We start from the raw sequence: 17,752 nt of genomic DNA on the forward strand, positions 1-17,752 counted from the left end.
AGGAGCGCCCACGACCAGCGCTCCCGCCGCGACCGGCTCCGCTACCGCCGCCGACCTCGCCGGACTCCCTGCGCTCAGCCGCGCTCATCGCACCCCCGCCGTCGCCAGGATGGTGGAGACCGCCGACCTCCAGGAGTGGCGCCCCTCGGCGCGGATCCGGCCACGGCGCCCCAGCTCGGCGCGCCGCTGCGGGTCGGCGGCCAGGGCGTCGAGCTCGCGGGCCAGGCTCACCGGATCCGAGGGCGGCACCAGCACTCCCACGCCCTCCAGCAGCAGGGGCACCTGCCCGACGGCGGAGGCCACCACCGGCAGCCCGGCGGCCAGGTACTCCAGGACCTTCAGGGGCGAGAAGTACTGCTGCTCCTCGCCTCCCAGATCGGGGTAGGGGGCCACCCCGATCGCCGAGCCGGCCAGGTGGGCGGGCATGTCCTGCGGCGGGATCGCGCCGCGGAAGTCCACTGCCACCCCCAGCTCCTGGGCGCGGGCGCGCAGGGCGCCCATCTGCGGGCCGTCGCCCAGGATGCGCAGGCTCCACCCGCCCCGCGAGGCACTGGCGGCCTCCAGCAGATCGGCCACCCCGTGCCAGGGCTTGAGGGTGCCCACGAAGGTGACCACGACGCCGTCGGGACCATCCGCCGCCTCGGGCTGGGGCAGGATGCGCCGCACGCTCACCCCGTTGGGGACGGTGTGCACGTGGTCGAGAGCCGATGACGGGGCCGACCCGTCCGGGGAGCTCTCGCGCCCGCCCCGAGGGGCCTGGTCGCCGACAGCGGAGCGCACCCAGTGCGCCACGGGATCGGAGACGCACACGACGCTCGCGGCGCTGGAGGCCTGCGCGCGCAGCACCTGCCAGGCCAGGGGCTCGTCGGCCAGGCTGCGGTGCTCGCGCTGCTCCTCGATGAGGGGGGAGTTGACCTCCAGGATCCCGGGGATGCCCAGCTCCTCGACGATCCCGGACAGCGCGGCGCTGAACAGGGAGTAGCGCTCGTAGACCAGGTCCGCCCCCTGCTCGACGACCAGCTCCACGGCGCGCCGCGCCGCCCGGACCTGGGCCCGCTCGCGCTGGGCCGGGTCCGGGGCGCGCACCGGGATGTGCTCCACGGCCAGATCGGCCAGGTCATCGGGACGGTGATCGCCCAGGCGGGCCGTGTAGAGGACCACCTCGTGGCCCAGGTCCCGCATCTCGCGGATGACCTCCTGGACGTGGACCGAGGCGCCCTTGGTGCCGAAGACGGGAATGCCCGGATCCATGCAGATGTAGGCGATGCGCATGCTCACTGCCCCTCCTGGCCGCCGCGCTGCCAGGCCGACAGCGCCGCCGCCTGCTCGCGCGAGTCGAACTGCTCCTCGATGAGGCGCCGGGCCCCGGCCGCCAGGGCCGCGGTGTCCACCTCTCCCGAGGCCACCCGCTCCAGGGCCTTGGCCAGATCGATGGGCCTGCCCGGGGGCAGGAGGATCCCGGTCTGGCCATCGCGCACCACCTCGGGCAGGCCCGAGACGGAGGTGGCCACCACGGGAGTGCCGCAGGCCATGGACTCCAGGACCACGGTGGGAAGCCCGTCCAGGTTGCCGTCGGAGGCCTCGATGCAGGGCGCGGCGAAGACGTCGGAGCGCGCCAGCAGCGCGCGCACCTCGGCCTGGGTCAGCGGCCCCAGGAAGCTGACCTGCTCGCTCAGGCCCAGCTCCTGAACCTGGTCGGCCAGGGCCTCGCGCTCCTCGCCGTCCCCGGCGATCTCCAGGCGCACCGGCACACCGCCATCCACCAGGAGGCGCACCGCGGTGATGAGGTCGGCGAAGCCCTTCTTGGGCACCAGGCGGCCCAGCGCGCACACCCGCAGGGGCGCGGTCGGGGCCGGGTGCGGGACGTAGGGGAAGCGGTCGAGCTCCAGGGCGTTGTAGCGCAGGGAGATCCTGGCGCCCGTGCCCTCCAGCAGTGAGCCCAGGAACTCCTCGTTGAAGCGGCTGATGGCGATGACCCGGTCCGCGTCGGCGCAGATGCGCTTGAGCCAGGCCTGGTCCACCGACTCGTGGAAGATGTCCTTGGCATGGGTGGTCACCGTGTAGGGGATGCCGGTCAGCGCCGAGGCGATCCAGGCCATGCGCCCCGCCAGGGAGGCGAAATGGGCGTGGAGATGGGTGATGCCGTCGGCGCGCGCCTGACGGGCCAGCTCCACGGCCTGGGCCACCTCGTCGCCGGGCAGCGTGGCCAGGACCGGCAGGATCTGCGCGAAGCGCTCGCGGTCGGACTCCCGGCTCAGGCCCTGGGACAGCTGGGCCCACATGTCGATGGCCCTCAGGGGACGCGGCACCCAGGTGACACGGGCCCGCACCCGGGCGATCTCGGGGTGGAAGCGGGAGTCGGTGGTGGGGCGCAGCGCGTAGATGGACAGGTCGTCGCCCAGGGCCTCGCGGGCAAGGATCTCGGTGACGATGAAGGTCTCGGAGAAGCGGGGGTAGACCTTGAGGACGTAGCCGATGCGCGTCATGCCCCGGCTCCAGCGGTCGCGGACGGGCCGGTGATGAGCTCGTGGGCCAGGCCCGGCACAGTGCTCAGCCCGGTCAGGTCGATGTGGTCGCGGCTGACGGGGCGCTCGACGGCCGATGCCGTCCACTGGGTCAGGGCCGAGGAGCTGGCGTCCTCGGAGCGCAGGAAGTCCACCGCGCCGGAGCGCTCGAGGGCACTGGCCCGGATGAGCTGCTCCAGGCGGGGCACCTCGCGGGGCACCAGGAGGGCGGGGGTCGAGGTCGCCAGGATCTCGCACACGGTGTTGTAGCCGCCCATGGAGATCACCGCCGAGGCGTCATCGATGTGCCGGCTCAGCCCCGGCCAGGTCCGGCGCACCAGGGTGCGCGGGCCGCTGCTGCGCGCCACCTTGGCGAACTCGGAGTCGCTGAGCTGGGGGCCGGAGACCACCACGTGCTGGTGCCCGGCGGGGGGCTCCATCGCGGCGGCCTCCATGAGCAGGGAGAAGCCGTCGGAGCCGCCCCCGGCGGTGGTCAGGATGAAGGGCTCGCCCAGAGCCGTGGCCTGCGCCTGGGAGTCCTCCAGTCGGGAGCGGCCGCGCGCCAGGTAGCCGGTGAAGCGGATCCGGTCGCTGAGCGCACCGGGGGCCTCCCCGGTGTCCACCAGGTTGTGGACCTTCGGGTCGCCGTAGACCCACACCTGGTCGATGAGCTCGCGCAGCAGCTCGCCGGGGCCCAGCGAGGCCCACTCACGGGCCAGGGTCTCGGGGGAGTCGAGGATCTCGCGCAGCCCCAGCACCACGCGCGAGCCCGGGTGGGTGCGCTTGAAGCGCGTCAGGGGATCGCGCAGCTCCTTGCGCACCCCGTAGGGGTGGCGGTCGATGATGACCAGGTCGGGGGCGAAGGACAGCAGCGTGGCCTCCAGCAGGCTGGAGCGCAGCGCCGCCAGCTGGTCGCGGGTCGCGCGCAGGCGGCGCGGCAGGTACATGCCCTCGGACTTCTTGACCCCGGGAAGCACCAGCCAGTCGAAGCCCTGGGGGAGCTCGAAGCTCCCATCGGGCGTCAGGCCGGTGGCCACCAGTCCGGTGACCTCGGTGGAGGCGATGCCGGGCAGCGTCTGCGCCAAGTGGTGGGCCAGCGCCAGGTTACGGCGCAGATGGCCCAGGCCCTGGGCATCATGGCTGTAGAGCATCACCCGGATGGGGGCGGCGTTCATAGGGGGCACCTCTTCATCATCAGCCTGCGAGCGGAGTGCAGGAGGCCCTGGTCCGGGCCACACTGCAAGCCTGGCCAGCCATCGCAAGGTGAGGATGAGGGCAGGATGAGAGAGTTCTTAGGCCCCTTAAGGCCCTGGTGGCGCCGCTGCCGGGGCCGGTTGCGGGCCTGCCTCAGGCGCCGCCGTCGGGCCGCGTGGCACCGCCGGGAAGGCTGGGCCCACCGCGCCCGGGCCGCCCGTCCTGACCGTCCTGCCGGGATCCGACCTCGACCCATCGGCAGCCCATGGCCCCGATCTCCAGATCCCAGATGCGGCCCTGGCCGCGCACCGTGGTGCGCACCGCCTGCCTTGCGTTGTTGATCACCAGGAAGCGGCCCGCCCGCGGGTACCAGGCGATCTCCGTGTGCGGGCTGGAGGTCCACCATTCCTCCACCAGGTCCTCGCGGCCCGCCGCCCAGTACAGGGCCCGCTGCAGGGTCCGGGAGTTGACCTCGCTGTAGGGCAGCCCCGAGAAGTAGACCGCCCGCCCCCGCCCGAAGCCCTTGGCCGCCACCCTGACCGAGCCATCGGCGTAGGACAGCACCTGTGTGCCCGGGCCCAGGGCGTAGACGTCCCCGCCGGCCCCCTCGCCGTGGTCGAGCAGCGCCATGCCCCGGGCATCGCGCGGCAAGTCCTCGGTGATCGGGTGGCGGGGGACCAGGGTGGGGTAGCGGTCCGTGGACAGCGTCAGCTGGCGCTCGCGGTCCACGCCCAGCACGTCGCCGAGCTGGAGGAAGGCCCCGCCCTTGTCCCAGGCGCTGGGCTCGCCCACCCCGATGAGGCCCCCGCCCCGGGCCACCCAGGCGCGCAGCGCCTCGGCCAGGCGCGGGTCGTCCCAGGCCGGCCCCCCGGAGAAGGCGGTGGCGGCCGCACCGGCGTTGACGAGCACGCCGATATCCTCGGGCATGCCGCTGTCGAGCACCTCGTCGAAGGACAGGAAGCGCACCGTGAAGGGCAGGCCCGCCAGCGACTCCAGCACCCCGGCATAGGTGTAGCAGGCCTTGTACCACTGGGCGTGGGCGACCATGTGGGTCTGCCAGCTGCGCAGCGCCCCCCAGGAGTTGAGGACCCCCACCGTGAAGGGGGCGCACCAGGGCTCCCGGCCCCCACTGAGGTCATGGATGTCGCGGAACTCCTGGCAGATCTCGGCGGCGCGGGCCACGAAGCCGGGGAACTCCAGGGCCAGGGACGCATACCCCCCGTAGCCCATCCGGTCCAGCGGGCGGCGCACGATCGCCCGCCGCGAGGACAGCCAGAAGTCATTGGCCTGACCCACAGGGTCACCGCCGTCGTGGTTGAACACATCGGGGAAGAAGTAGGGCAGCAGGCGCACCTCGGTGCACTCCACCCCGGGGATGTCGCTGATGAGGCGGGTGGTGGCGGCCGATCCGGCCGAGCCCACGACGGCGTCCAGCCCGATGGAGGCGAAGTGCGGCCCGTAGGGCTCGGTGCCGATCCAGTTGTCTCCCAGGAACATCATCGCCCTGCGCCCCCGGGCGTGCACCAGGTCCACCAGCTCCTTGGCGCGGGCGGCCACGAATCGCGAGGTGAAGTCGATCCAGTCCCTGAAGGCCCGGCTGGGCGGGCGGAAGGGGGAGTTGTAGTAGCCGGCGTCCACGAAGTCCTCGGCGCGCAGCGCGTAGCCGTACTCCGCCTCGAAGGCGTCGAGGGCCTCGGGGGAGACCGAGGCGGAGTAGCCGAACCAGTCGACGAAGCGCTCCCTGCCCTCGGTGTTGAACACCAGGGTGAAGTGGTAGAAGAAGGTGGTGAAGCGCACCACATCCACCTCGGGGTGCTCCTCCAGCCAGGCCGCCAGCGCCGCCCGGGAGTGCTCCCACACCCCGTTCTTGCGCACGTCGTAGGGCCTCTCCTTGAGCCGCCCCGGCTCGTCCTGCCAGCCGTTGGTGATGTAGTTGTACATCTGGGTGGAGTCCCACAGCTGCTCGGCCAGGAAGGACACCGTGTAGACGTGCCAGGCCCGGGGGCGGGCGATGGTCAGCGTTCCGCGCTCGCGGTCCACGCTCCAGCCCTGGGGCGGGACGACCTCCCCGGTGGTGCGGTCGATGACCTCCCAGAACCGCTCGACGCGCTCGTAGCAGGGCTGGAACTGATCGGCGAAGTAGCCCTCCAGGACCTCGATGACCAGCGGGCGGTCGCTGGGGGCGGTGACCCGCTCGCTCATGAGGTACTGGTTGATGAGGGTCTCGGGGTGGGCCAGGGCGAAGTCCTGGTCGCCGCGGGCGGGGAAGTAGGTGGAGTAGACGGTGTCCACCAGCTCCGAGGCGATGGCGGGCAGGTCGGTGCCGTCGGAGTTGCGCACGGCGTCGGCGCCCAGCAGGGCGACGAGCTCGCGGAGCTGGTCGTCGATGCCCTCCTGGATGGGCAGGGTGACGCGGCCGGTGCTGCGGGGCATGGTGGCTCCTCGGGAGTGGTCGGTGATCATGGGTGGAGGGCGGCCGGGGGATGACCGGGGCGGCAGGCCGCGGCCGGTGTCGCCCGGCCGCTCCCGATGGCTGCGGGCGGCCCTAGACCAGGAGCACCTCGATGCCGGCCGCGCGCAGGGCCTGGACCTGGTCGGCCGGGGCGCCGTCGTCGGTGATGAGCAGGTCGATGTCCGCGGCGCGGCAGATGAGGGCGAAGGCGGTGGCGCCCAGCTTGGTGTGGTCGCAGACGACCACGACGCGCCGGGCGGTGCGGGCCAGGGCGGCGTTGACGGCGGCCTCGCCCTCGTGCTGGGCGTAGGTGCCGCGCTCGTCGATGCCCTCGACTCCCAGGAAGAGGGTCCCCACGGTGATGGAGGGCAGGATGAGCTCGGTGAGGGGGCCGGTGAGCTCGTAGGAGCGGGCCCGGGCCACTCCGCCGGTGACCACCACGCGCACGCACTGGCGCACGGTCAGCTCGCTGGCGATGTTGACGGCGTTGGTGATGACGGTCACGGGGTTGTCGGGATCGGTCAGGCCCGGAAGCAGGGCGATCTCGCGGGCGATCTCCGTGGTGGTGGTTCCGCCGTTGAGGCCCACGCAGTCCCCGGGGCCGACCATGGCCGCTGCGGCGCGCGCGATGCGCCCCTTCTCCTGGGCCATCCGGGAGGTGCGGTAGCGCAGGGGGAGCTCGGCGGAGGTGGGGTTGGCGTTGGCGCCGCCGCGGGTGCGGGTGACGAGCTGCTGGTTGGCCAGGAGGTCCAGGTCGCGCCGGGCGGTGGCGGCGGACACGCCCAGGCGCTCGATGATGTCGTCGATGTGGACGCTGCCCTCGTCGACGATGATGCCGAGAATGGTGGACAGTCGCTCGTGGCGGGACATCGGGGCTCTCCTGGGTGGTGGTCCGGGCGGGGTGCGAGGCGTGATGCGCGGCGGCGGGCCTGGCGCGGTGGGGCACCATGCGCTGCGCTGCGCAGCGATCGCGGTAGCAGCATAGGCCAGGTCAACTCCCATCGCTCGGCTTTTGGTGATGAAAAATGATAGATCTGCTGATACTCTCGTCGTAATCAATCATCTCAGGTGGTGGCCGGCGGGGCCACCGCGAGGATCCTCCAGGAGGCGGCGTGGCCAGCAGGACGACGGCAGAGATCGAATCCCAGCCCCAGGTGTGGCGGCGTGCCATCGAGCGCGCCGGCCGGGACGGCGCTCCCGCCCCGGGCCTTCCCGCCAGCGGCCAGCGCGTGGCCGTCATCGGCTGCGGCACCTCGTGGTTCATGGCGCAGGCCTACTGCCTGCTGCGCGAGGAGCTCGGCCAGGGCCCCTCCGAGGCCTTCACCTCCTCCCTGTTCCCCGTCGAGCGCTGCGGGGACTACGAGCGCATCATCCTGCTCTCCCGCTCTGGCACCACCACCGAGATCGTGGAGGTCGCCCGCGACCTGGACTCCCGGGGCGCGGCGCTGACCCTCATCACCGCGGTGGGCGGGGGCCCCATCGCCGCCCATGCCGATGATGAGATCGTCCTGGACTTCGCCGATGAGGACTCCGTGGTCCAGACCCGCTTCGCCACCAGCGCTCTCATGCTCCTGCGCGCCAGCCTGGGCCAGGACCTCCGGGGCGCGCTGGATGACCTGGCCGCCGTCCTGGGCCAGGAGATCCCCCAGTCCTGGGTGGAGGCCGACCAGGCCTCCTTCCTGGGGGAGGGGTGGTGCTTCGGCCTGGCCAATGAGGCGGCGCTCAAGTGGCGCGAGGCCTCCCAGTCCTGGACGGAGTCCTATCCCGCCATGGAGTACCGTCACGGCCCCATCGCCATCGCCCAGCCCGGGCGCCTGGTGTGGGTCTTCGGCGAGGCGCCCGCGGGGATGGCCGAGCAGGTGGCCGCCACCGGCGCCGACTTCCTCGTCTTCCCCCGGGACCCGGTGGCAGTGCTCGCGCTGGCCCAGAGGGTCGCGGTGGCCCGCGCCGAGGCTCGGGGCCTGGATCCCGACCGCCCGCGCCACCTGACCCGCGCCGTCATCCTGCCCCAGGACGAGGGCTGAGCCGTGGCCGGCGGCCCGACCGGCCCCGCCGACGGCGGACCGGCGCCCCGGGCGCTCCCGGCGTCGCGCTGCGCCCTGGGCATCGACGTGGGCGGCACGGCGATCAAGGCGGTGCTCTGCGACGCCCGCGGCGCGCTGCTGAGCTCCCTGGAGCGGCCCACGCCCCGCGACCTGGCGGGCCTCAAGACCGAGGTCGGGCGTGCGGTCGCCGAGCTCCGGGGCCGCATCCGCTCCGGGCAGGTGCGCCATCGCGGCGAGGACGGCGGGGCCGGCGGGCCGGTGGTGGACCAGGGGGACCTCGTGCCCCCGGTGGGGCTGGCCGTGCCCGGGATCGTGCGGGAGCCCGAGGGCATCGCGGTCCACTCGGCCAACCTGGGCTGGCGCGACCTGCCGATGCGCGACCTCATGGAGGAGGAGCTGGGCCTGCCGGTGGTCCTGTCCCACGATGTGCGGGCGGGGGCCTGGGCGGAGGGCCGCTGGGGGGCCGGCGGCACCGACTTCCTCTACCTCGCCATCGGCACCGGCATCGCCTCGGTGCTCGTGCTCAACGGCTCCCCGGTCGACGGCGGCGGGTGGGCCGGGGAGGTCGGGCTCATGTCGGTGCCCGATCCGGACCATCCCGGGGCCAGTGCGCGCCTGGAGTCCGTCGCCTCGGCCTCGGCCATGGCCAGGCGCCGCGCCGCCGCCCTGCCCGGGGGCCTCGAGGGGGCGCCGGGCAGGGCGGTGCTCTGCGAGGGCTCCCTGGGAGTGCTGCGGGCCATGGAGGCGGGCGATGAGCGGGCCGCGCGGGTCTGGGGCACCGCCCTGGACGCGCTGGCCGGCCTCATCACCACCGGCGCCCTCCTGCTGGGCCCCCTCGACGTCGTCATCGGCGGCGGGCTGGCGCGGGCCGGGCAGGAGCGCCTCCTCACCCCGCTGCGCCAGCGCGTCTCCCGGCGCCTGGAGCTCGTCCCCGTGCCGCGGGTGCTGCCCGCGGCGCTGGGGCCCTGGTCCCAGGCATTGGGAAGCGCGGGGCGCGCGATGGCGGCCCATCGCGGCGCTCGGGCAGCCGCCGGTCGGGGACCCGGGGCGCCCCGCCCGGGCGGGGGCTGACCCGCTCCCGGTTCGCGCACCGCTCAAGGAACCCGGTGCCAGTGCTTCGCTCCGGGCGTTGCGGAGGCCCACAAACGCTGCGGTGCATGGCAGGATATTCAACAACTGCACGAATCCGCACCACGGAGGAGACCGGACGTGACCGCCAGTCATGATGCGAGGCGCACGGCGTGAGTACACCTGCGCGCCCGCTGCGCATCGGCATCATGGGCGGAACCTTCGACCCCATCCACCACGGGCACCTCGTGGCGGCCAGTGAGGTCCAGAACGTCTTCGACCTCGATGAGGTCGTCTTCGTGCCCACCTGGGCACAGCCCTTCAAGAGGGGGAGGCGGGTCTCCCCGGCTGAGCACCGCTATCTCATGACGGTCATCGCCACCGCCCCCAATCCGCGCTTCACCGTCTCGCGCGTGGATATCGACCGGGGCGGCACCACCTATACCATCGACACCCTTCACGACATCACGGCGGAGTACCCGGGTGCCGAGCTGTACTTCATCACCGGTGCCGATGCGCTGGAGCAGATCCTGACCTGGAAGAGCAGTGAGGAGATCTTCGGCCTGGCGCACCTGGTGGGGGTGACGCGCCCGGGGCACGTCCTGAGCGACTCGGGCCTGCCCCGGGATCGCGTCTCGCTGCTGGAGGTCCCGGCCATGGCGATCTCGTCGTCGGACTGCCGTCGGCGGGTGGGGGAGGGGATCCCGGTGTGGTACCTGGTTCCCGACGGCGTTGTGCAGTACATCCGCAAGTACGGGCTCTATCGTATGGCTCTGCGCCCCGCATCGACGACGTCGATGACGGCGCGGGTGGCCCACGAGCAGTCCCTGAGGAAGGAGAACGACGGTGAGCACTGACCAGACCGGCGTGAACGACCTGACGCAAGACGATGCTGCGGAGGGCTCGCAGGGCCGGGCGCCACGCAGCAGCCGTCGCGCCATCCGGCAGGCCGAGCGGGCGGCCGAGCGTGAGGCCATCCTGACCGGGCAGCAGCCCCTGCTCACGCGCCGCGAGATGCGGCGCCTGCGGGAGGAGGCCAAGGCCCTCAAGGCCGCCGTGGAGGCGGGGGAGATCACCCCGGAGCAGGCCCGCGCCCTCCAGGACCCCACCGCCAAGCAGCCCGATGTGCCCGCCACCAGGGAGGCCCGGCCCCGCAGCGCCGGGCAGGACTCCTCCCAGCAGGCCGCCACGCCCAGCTCGGTGCCCGCGGTCGGCTCGGCCGCCCAGGACTCCGCCGCCTTCGACGACACCGTCCAGGCCCCCCGCGTCGAGGAGTTCGGGGAGTCCTCCGGGGATCTCTCAGGGCAGTCGTGGAGCGCCGCGGGCAGTGCGGCCTCCCCGCTCCAGGGCCAGTCCCCAGCGGCCGCGGCGGGGATGGTGCCGTCCCCGGCTGCGCCCGAGGCCCATGGGCCCCACGGGCCCGCCGCCTACGGCGGGGGGGCCGGTGCGGAGCCCGGCCCCGATGCCGAGCCCGCTCCGGCAGCCGGCACCGCCCCTGAGGCGGGCCCGGGCGCTGAGGCGGATGCGGCGCAGGCCCCCCAGGCGAAGAGCGATGAGGCCGGCCCGAGCTGGCGCTCCCTGACGGCTGATGAGGCGGTGGCGATCTCCGAGCTGCCCACGGGCCTCATGGACGCCGTCGACCTGCCGATCATCTCGGCAGAGGTCGAGCGCGCTGCGGCCGAGCAGATGAGCACCAGTGCGCAGCCCGCTCCGGTGCCGACCCGCTCCTCGCTGCGCGAGCGCCTGGAGACGGGGCAGGTGCCCAGCGTTGCGGGGCTGGGGCCCATCGATGGCGCCTCCGCCGACGGCTCCCAGGATGGTCCCGGCAGCGGTGCGGAGGGCGCCGGCGAGGCGGCCCCCGCCGGCTGGGGCGCCCCGCCCGCCCGGCCCGAGGACCTCGCCCCGGCTGGGGCGCCGGGCGCTGCGGCGCCTCAGGAGAGCCCCTCCTGGGCCGTCGACCAGAGGGCCGATGAGGCGGCGGTGCGGGCCGCTGATGCGGTTCCCGTCCAGGATGCCCCGGCTGCCCAGCCGCAGGCCGTCGAGGCGCAGGGAGCGCCTGGGCACGAGGGCGGGGAGGCGCCGGTGGCGGCCTCTCCGAGCTCCGTGCGCCGTCCCATCGTGCGGATCCCGGCCGCGGCCCAGGGGGTGCGCACAGTCAATATCTCCACCGGCGAGCTCAGCGCGGTCCAGCCCGTGGGCTCCGCCGAGAGCGCGGCCCCGGGACAGGAGGCGCAGTACGGGCAGCCCGGGGAATCGGTGGATGGCCTGGGCGAGGTGACGGCCGACGCCCAGGAGACCACGGTGCAGGATGCCATCGCCGTGGGTGAGGCGGTCGACGGCGAGGAGGGCTCAGCCGCGCCGCAGTGGAAGTCCCTGCGCGAGCGGATGACCTCGGAGGGCTCCCTGGTGGGCGGCCAGCAGCCCGTCAGCCCCTACTCCACCACGGGCATGGAGCAGACCACCTCCGTGGAGTACGCCCCGCTCTCCGACGCGGGACTGCCCGAGACGGGCGCGGCGGGCCCGGCGGGCCCGGCCTGGGACCAGCGGATGCCCTCCGCGGCGGCCTCAGCCCAGCAGGCCCAGGCGGGACTGCCCGAGGAGGAGCCGGAGCGCTCCTCCGGCGCGGGCAAGGTGCTGCTCATCCTCCTGGTGGTGCTGGTGGTCGCCCTGGTGGTGCTCGCCATCGTCTGGTACCTCATGAGCGGCGGCTCCTCCAGCGCGGCGGCCCAGGTGCAGGGCGCGGCGGCGCAGGGCGTGGAGCCCTGGATCAGTCAGGTCATCTGACGCCTCCAGTGACCCGTGTCGTCGTGGAGCCGGGTGCACTGCCCGGCTCCATGGCCGTATTGTGGCGCGTGCCCCGGTCGTCCGCCGATCATCACCGAACCCTGAAGGAGCACCGTGCCCGCCACTGACCGTGCCATCGAGCTGTGCGTGGTCGCAGCCCGCGCCGCCGCGCAGAAGAAGGCTGAGGAGATCATCGCCATCGATGTCTCCGAGCGCCTGGTCCTCACCGACGCCTTCCTCATCGTCTCTGCCGCCAATGACCGCCAGGTGCGCGCCGTCGTCGACGCCATCGATGAGGCGATGCTCCGGGCGGGCGCCAAGCGCCAGATGCGCGAGGGCCTGGCCGAGGCGCACTGGGTGCTGGTGGACTACCGGGATGTCGTCGTGCACGTCCAGCAGGCCCAGGACCGCGAGCTCTACGACCTGGAGCGGCTGTGGAAGGACTGCCCGCGCATCGCCCTGCCCGCGGTGGACGGGGAGGGTGAGGGCCCCGGGCATGACTCGCCGGTCGTCCCGGCCGGGATCTGATGGGCCGATCGTGACGGATCTTGTTCTGTGGCGGCACGGCCAGACCGACTACAACCGCCAGAAGCGCGTCCAGGGGCGCATCGACATCCCGCTCAATGAGGAGGGGCTCGCCCAGGCCGCCGCGGTGGCTCCCGCCCTGGAGGCGCTGGGCCCGCGGCGGATCGTGTCCTCCCCGCTGCAGCGCGCCCGGGGCACGGCGCGCATCCTGGCCGATCGCTGTGGGATCGAGGTGGGCATCGACGACGACCTGGCCGAGCGCTCCTTCGGGCAGTGGGAGGGCCTGACCCGCCGGGAGATCAAGGCCGGCTGGCCCGAGCAGTACCGGCGCTGGCGCACGGGGGAGGAGCCCGAGGGCGTGGGCGTGGAGGCCCGCGCTGATGTGGCCGAGCGCGTCGGCGCTGCCCTGGCGCGCCTGGCGCAGGGCGCCCGGGAGGGCGAGGTGACCGTGGTGGCCTGCCACGGCTCGGCGCTGACGGTGGGGGCCTGCCGCCTGCTGGGGCTGGATCCCTCCGCCTGGTTCGGGCTCAGAGGGCTGGACAACAGCCACTACGCGGTGCTGCGCCGCTCCCGGCGGGAGCCTGGCTGGACGCTGGTGGCCTGGAACCTCGGGTGAGCGGCCTCGGGCGAGTGCGACGGCGGGGCAGCGGACCCTGGGGCGGGCGTGGTGAGGTAGTGCACGCGCCGGGGATTTGCCCCGGTGGCCTGGGACTACATACAGTTGTCCGCGTCGCCCGCCGGGCGGCGCCCGCATGACGGGGCTATGGCGCAGTTGGTAGCGCGCTTCCATGGCATGGAAGAGGTCGGGGGTTCGAATCCCCCTAGCTCCACCAGCAGTCGAGGTCGCGAGGCCGGAGGGATCCGGTGCGCGGGCGGCGGCTGGAGTGGGGCGCTGAGCGCCCTGCGAGCACCATCACGGGGCTATGGCGCAGTTGGTAGCGCGCTTCCATGGCATGGAAGAGGTCGGGGGTTCGAATCCCCCTAGCTCCACCACCTCAACTCTGAGCGAGGGCCCCGCCTGACGGCGGGGCCTTTTGAGTGCTGGTGGCGCTGTGCGCCTGGCATTCGGTGAAGGGGTGGGGCCTGGTTCCTCGCCTGGTGGTGGTTCGCGGGTGTGGTCGGCGTTGCGCGGGGGCCGCGGGAGTGGCCTATCCTCCCCCACAGCGGCAGAGGCGCCGCGATCCCCGCGCCCGCCCGCCGAGCACAGGAGGGAGCATCCATGAGCCCGATGAGGACAGTGCCCCTGGGCGCCACCGGGACGCGGGCATCCAATGTCATCTCCGGCATGATGCGCATTGCCGACCGCAGCGATGAGCAGATCCGCGCCCTGTACGACGCCGCGCGGGAGGCCGGCATCGATGTCTTCGACCACGCCGACCTCTACGGCTTCAACCACCGCGGGGGCGGCTACCACCACTGCGAGCAGCGCTTCGCCCGCGCACTGAGGCTCAGCCCCGCCGAGCGCGAGCAGATCATCCTCCAGACCAAGACCGGCATCGTCTCCGATCCGTGGGGGTACGACCACTCCTATGAGCACATCGTCGCCTCCGCGGAGGGCTCGCTGAGGGCCCTGGGCACGGACTACCTCGACATCCTGCTGCTCCACCGCCCCGATGCCCTGGTCGAGCCAGAGGAGGTTGCCCGCGCATTCGACCACCTGGAGTCCACCGGCAAGGTCCGCTTCTTCGGGGTCTCCAACCACACCCCGCGCCAGATCGACCTGCTGGCCACCGCTGTGAGTCAGCCCATCGTCGTCAACCAGGTGCAGCTGTCGATCACCCATTCGACGATCATCACCCAGGGACTGGCCGCCAACATCATCCCCTCCCAGGACTCGCTGACCCGCGATGGCGGCGGCCTGGTCGAGCACGCCCGCATCCACTCCACCACCCTTCAGGCCTGGTCGCCCTTCCACACGGGTCTGGGCCCCGGGACGCTCATGGACTCCCCGGACCACCCCGAGCTCGTTGAGGAGCTGCGCCGCCTCGCCGAGAAGCACGGTGCTACGCCAGCAGCGATCGCCGTGGCATGGATCGCCCGCCACCCCGCCGGCATCCAGACGGTCGTGGGCACCACAACCCCGCAGCGCCTGCGTGAGGCAGCGGCCGGCTCGGACATCCCGCTGACCCGGGGCGAGTGGTACGGGCTCGTGCGCGCGGCCGGCCACCACGTGCCCTAAGGCGCTGCGCGCGTGCTCTGCGGACAACTCCGTATCCTGGGCCCGCGCCTCATCGACTCCGCTGACCGAGGCTGATGGTGGAGGCATCATGCGGCGATGCGCCCTGCGAGGATCGCGCCACGAGTGCGCGTCTCGGTGCGCGTGACGGCGAAGCCTCCACGGGCAAGGCTGACTCAGGAATCGATCACGGTCCGCCCAGCGCGGACGAGGGTCGGATGTGCAGCGTGAAGGCTATGGATGCATCATTGATCATCGGATCCGTCGTCGTCCTCCTTGCCGTGATGAACCCCTTCCTCTACGTTCCCCGGTTCCTGGAGCTCACCGGCGGGCAGTCGGTTGCCCAGCGCCGCCGGAGTGCGATCGTCACTGTGCTGTGGTGCCTCGCCTTCTGCGCCCTCGCTCTCCTCCTCGCTCCTCGCCCCCTCACCGGCGGGAGCGTCCTGAGTGCTCTCGGTATCGGCATCGGCCACGTCCAGGCTGCCGGTGGCCTGGTGCTTCTGCTGATCTCCTTGGCCATGCTCGCCGGGAAGGACTCGGTGCTCCTTCTGGGGAGCGAGCAGGAGGTGCGTGGTGATGCGGTGGGTGACGATCACCGGGGCCATCACCGTACCGCCCCCTACCCCATGGCCTTTCCCCTCATCGCGGGGCCCGCCACGATGGCGGTCATCGTCGGCCTCAGCGGCATGGTGATCTCCCAGCAGCCGGGGCCCGATCAGGCCGTAGGCGGTCTCCTGGCCATCACGGTGGCCTTGGCGATCGCGCTGCTCGTCCTGGGGGCGGTGCTCGTGTACTGCTCCGGTGCGGCCGAGCGCCGATGGGACGCCGCCCGCAGCGTGACCATGCGACTGGGCGGCATGCTCCTGGCTGCCTTCTCCGCCCAGCTGCTCCTGCCCGTCATATGAATCCGGCTCCCCAATGGCCCTGCGGCAGTCCCGCCCCGGGGCGGCGCCCGCCCTTGCGGCCCTGGGCCCGCATCGCGCCTGCTTGATCCTCACATGATGTCAGGTCCCATGATGGGGCCATGACCGAGACACGGCTGCTGCGCATAGGCGAGTTCTCCACCCTGACCAGGCTGTCGGTCCGCATGCTGCGGTACTACGACGCCCACGGCGTGCTGAGCCCCGCGCGCATCGACGCCGCCACCGGGCACCGGTTCTACGACGCCCATCAAGTCGTTGATGCCAGGCTGGTGCGCCAGCTGCGCGACGTCGGCTTCTCCGTCCCGGCCATCGCCGCCCTGCTCCCGCTGCGCGAGGACCCCCAGGCCCTGGGGCGCGCGCTGGCCGTGCAGCGCGATCAGCTCACCGCCGACGCCGAGGCCGCCCGCCGCCGCGTCGCCGAGATCGACCAGCTCATCGCACACGTCAGGAGAACCCTCATGACCGACATCACTGTCACCACCCACCCCGCCCAGCACGTCGTCTCCCTGCGCAGGAGGATCGACACCTACCCCGATGAGCGCCGTGCCTGGGAGCAGCTGATGGCCTGCGTCCAGGAGCAGGGCGTGCCCTACACCGGGGGCCCCTGCGGCGCCATCTTCCACGACGAGGAGTACCGCGAGGCCGACATCGATATCGAGGTCTGGCAGCCCGCGCCCCGGGGCGCCCGCGTCGCCGCCCCACTGACCGCCCGGGAGCTTCCCGCCCAGCGGGTGGCCGTGGCCGCCTTCCACGGCGACTACTCCCAGTTCGAGGCGCAGAACGCCGCCCTGGCCCAGTACATCGCCGAATCCGGCCTCCAGGTGAGCGGGCCCATGTACAACCGCTATCTGGTCAGCCCTGCCGACACCCAGAGCCCCGAGGACTACGTCACCGAGATCTGCGTGCCCGTGGCCTGAGCGCCTGCGGGCCCGGGCCGGCCCCCCCCCCGGCCGGGGCCGGCCCCCCCCCACCCCCCAGGCACCCCCCCCCACCCGGCCAGTGGCCGGTCAGCATCTGGTCAGCCACTGAGACACGATCCACGCCCGGAAGGCGGAACGGCACTGGATCAGCCCTGCTGCTGAGGGTAGCCTCACCTCTGGCAGGTGCGGTATCGGAACCGCGCCCTCGCGCAGGAAAGGCACTCGTGTGACGTCAGCACAGGCAGGCAGCGGCAGCGCTCCCGACATCGCCCACCGCGCTCGCCGCACCGCCCGCAGGCTCCTGTCGGGCGCGGGCAGCGCCGCGGTGACGGCCTACCGCATCGATCCCTCCGCCCCGGCGGCCTATGTGGCGCATGCGCTGCTCAACGATGGGCGCATCCTCATCGCCGCCTGCCCCGCCCCGGGGGCGCCCCTGGCGATCGCCCCCGACGGCCTGGCCACCGAGGTCCGCCTGGACATCACCCTGGACGCCGCCGAGCCGGGCGTTCGCATCACCGCTGCCACCGCCCACCTGCTCGGCTCCCTGACCTGGATCGAGGAGCAGGGCACCGAGGGGGTCCTGGCCTCGGCCCGCACCCCGGCCTGCCACTGCGCCATCACGGGGGATGATCCCCTGGAGCGCGTCGGCCAGGTCGCCGGCTGGCCCGGTGGCCGCCTGGGCGTCATCGCCACCGAGCGCGTCATGCTCCACTGCGTCACCGGGGTCTCCAGCCACACCATCCCCGAGGTCCTGGCCATCGATGGTCAGGGCGCTGAGTCCGCGGCTCAGCATCCCTCCGCCAGCGCCTGGAGCTCCCACGAGGTGCTCGCCGCCCACGAGTCCGTCGCCGCCGTCGGGGAGCTGGGGCTGCAGGCCATCTGCGACGCCGTCAGCAGTGGCGAGGCGCTCGGCTGGGTCTGCTCCACCCGGCCCTCGGTCGGCGTGTGCTCCAGCCTGTGGGGCAGGATCCTGTGCGTCGACGTCGACGCCCACGGGGCCACCCTCATGCGCATCACCGCCGAGGAGATCACCACCCTGGTGGTCGCCTTCCCCGACGGTCCCAGGGCCGCCCACGAGGTGGGCCAGAGCCTGGAGTCGATGGCTGCGGTGCTCCTGCCCGACCGCCTCTCGCGCCCCTGAGGACCTGGGCGGGCCCGCGC

Annotated in this window: 15 protein-coding genes and 2 tRNA genes; 12 read left to right on the forward strand and 5 right to left on the reverse strand. The window is 73.0% G+C overall.

What is annotated here, in order from left to right; all coding sequences use genetic code 11:
- Positions 1-84 precede the first annotated feature (84 nt).
- From J5X07_RS02585 to J5X07_RS02605, 5 genes are all read right to left on the reverse strand, one after another.
- Complete coding sequence (locus tag J5X07_RS02585; protein ID WP_208478636.1) at positions 85-1,272, reverse strand: glycosyltransferase family 4 protein; 1,188 nt, start codon at positions 1,270-1,272, stop codon at positions 85-87.
- Between the two features lie 2 nt (positions 1,273-1,274).
- Positions 1,275-2,486 carry a glycosyltransferase gene (locus tag J5X07_RS02590; protein ID WP_124934469.1) on the reverse strand — a complete coding sequence of 404 codons (1,212 nt, stop codon included), beginning with the start codon at positions 2,484-2,486 and terminating at the stop codon, positions 1,275-1,277.
- Complete coding sequence (locus J5X07_RS02595) at positions 2,483-3,679, reverse strand: glycosyltransferase family protein (RefSeq protein ID WP_124934468.1); 1,197 nt, start codon at positions 3,677-3,679, stop codon at positions 2,483-2,485. The genes J5X07_RS02590 and J5X07_RS02595 overlap by 4 nt, the downstream gene beginning before the upstream one ends.
- A gap of 172 nt (positions 3,680-3,851) precedes the next feature.
- On the reverse strand, positions 3,852-6,131 hold the full coding sequence (gene gnpA, locus J5X07_RS02600) for a 1,3-beta-galactosyl-N-acetylhexosamine phosphorylase (protein ID WP_243896355.1): 2,280 nt from the start codon (positions 6,129-6,131) through the stop codon (positions 3,852-3,854).
- A gap of 112 nt (positions 6,132-6,243) precedes the next feature.
- Positions 6,244-7,020 (reverse strand): DeoR/GlpR family DNA-binding transcription regulator, encoded by a 777-nt coding sequence (locus J5X07_RS02605; RefSeq protein WP_124934466.1) that lies wholly within the window; start codon positions 7,018-7,020, stop codon positions 6,244-6,246.
- A gap of 242 nt (positions 7,021-7,262) precedes the next feature.
- Here J5X07_RS02605 and J5X07_RS02610 point away from each other — a divergent pair, with 242 nt between their 5' ends.
- The 12 genes from J5X07_RS02610 to J5X07_RS02665 all read left to right on the forward strand — a co-directional run bounded on the left by J5X07_RS02610 (position 7,263) and on the right by J5X07_RS02665 (position 17,732).
- Complete coding sequence (locus J5X07_RS02610; protein ID WP_124934465.1) at positions 7,263-8,174, forward strand: SIS domain-containing protein; 912 nt, start codon at positions 7,263-7,265, stop codon at positions 8,172-8,174.
- 3 nt (positions 8,175-8,177) lie between these two features.
- Positions 8,178-9,266, forward strand: a complete 1,089-nt coding sequence (locus J5X07_RS02615) for an ROK family protein (RefSeq protein ID WP_208478575.1) — start codon at positions 8,178-8,180, stop codon at positions 9,264-9,266.
- 170 nt (positions 9,267-9,436) lie between these two features.
- A complete protein-coding gene (gene nadD, locus J5X07_RS02620; RefSeq protein WP_124934463.1) occupies positions 9,437-10,120 on the forward strand; it encodes a nicotinate-nucleotide adenylyltransferase in 684 nt (227 codons plus the stop codon).
- Positions 10,110-12,047: a hypothetical protein gene (locus tag J5X07_RS02625; protein ID WP_208478576.1), complete on the forward strand. Its 1,938-nt coding sequence runs from the start codon at positions 10,110-10,112 to the stop codon at positions 12,045-12,047. Before nadD ends, J5X07_RS02625 begins: the two co-directional genes overlap by 11 nt.
- A 114-nt stretch (positions 12,048-12,161) precedes the next feature.
- The gene (gene rsfS, locus J5X07_RS02630) at positions 12,162-12,575 is read left to right on the forward strand and encodes a ribosome silencing factor (protein WP_208478577.1); all 414 of its coding nucleotides are present in this window, start codon (positions 12,162-12,164) and stop codon (positions 12,573-12,575) included.
- A 10-nt stretch (positions 12,576-12,585) separates the two neighbouring features.
- The gene (locus tag J5X07_RS02635) at positions 12,586-13,188 is read left to right on the forward strand and encodes a histidine phosphatase family protein (RefSeq protein ID WP_185732090.1); all 603 of its coding nucleotides are present in this window, start codon (positions 12,586-12,588) and stop codon (positions 13,186-13,188) included.
- Between the two features lie 141 nt (positions 13,189-13,329).
- Positions 13,330-13,405 (forward strand) — tRNA-Ala (locus J5X07_RS02640).
- 84 nt (positions 13,406-13,489) lie between these two features.
- Positions 13,490-13,565: transfer RNA gene (locus J5X07_RS02645), tRNA-Ala, on the forward strand.
- A 226-nt stretch (positions 13,566-13,791) separates the two neighbouring features.
- Complete coding sequence (locus tag J5X07_RS02650) at positions 13,792-14,751, forward strand: aldo/keto reductase (protein ID WP_243896356.1); 960 nt, start codon at positions 13,792-13,794, stop codon at positions 14,749-14,751.
- Positions 14,752-14,984: 233 nt separating this feature from the next.
- The gene (locus J5X07_RS02655; RefSeq protein ID WP_208478578.1) at positions 14,985-15,653 is read left to right on the forward strand and encodes a MarC family protein; all 669 of its coding nucleotides are present in this window, start codon (positions 14,985-14,987) and stop codon (positions 15,651-15,653) included.
- Positions 15,654-15,772: 119 nt separating this feature from the next.
- Positions 15,773-16,588 carry a MerR family transcriptional regulator gene (locus tag J5X07_RS02660; protein ID WP_124934300.1) on the forward strand — a complete coding sequence of 272 codons (816 nt, stop codon included), beginning with the start codon at positions 15,773-15,775 and terminating at the stop codon, positions 16,586-16,588.
- Between the two features lie 229 nt (positions 16,589-16,817).
- Entirely contained in the window at positions 16,818-17,732 is a 915-nt protein-coding gene (locus tag J5X07_RS02665) for a hypothetical protein (RefSeq protein WP_341769383.1), read from the forward strand.
- Positions 17,733-17,752: the final 20 nt, after the last annotated feature.

Source organism: Actinomyces bowdenii, from assembly GCF_017592395.1.
Classification (GTDB): Bacteria; Actinomycetota; Actinomycetes; order Actinomycetales; family Actinomycetaceae; genus Actinomyces; species Actinomyces bowdenii.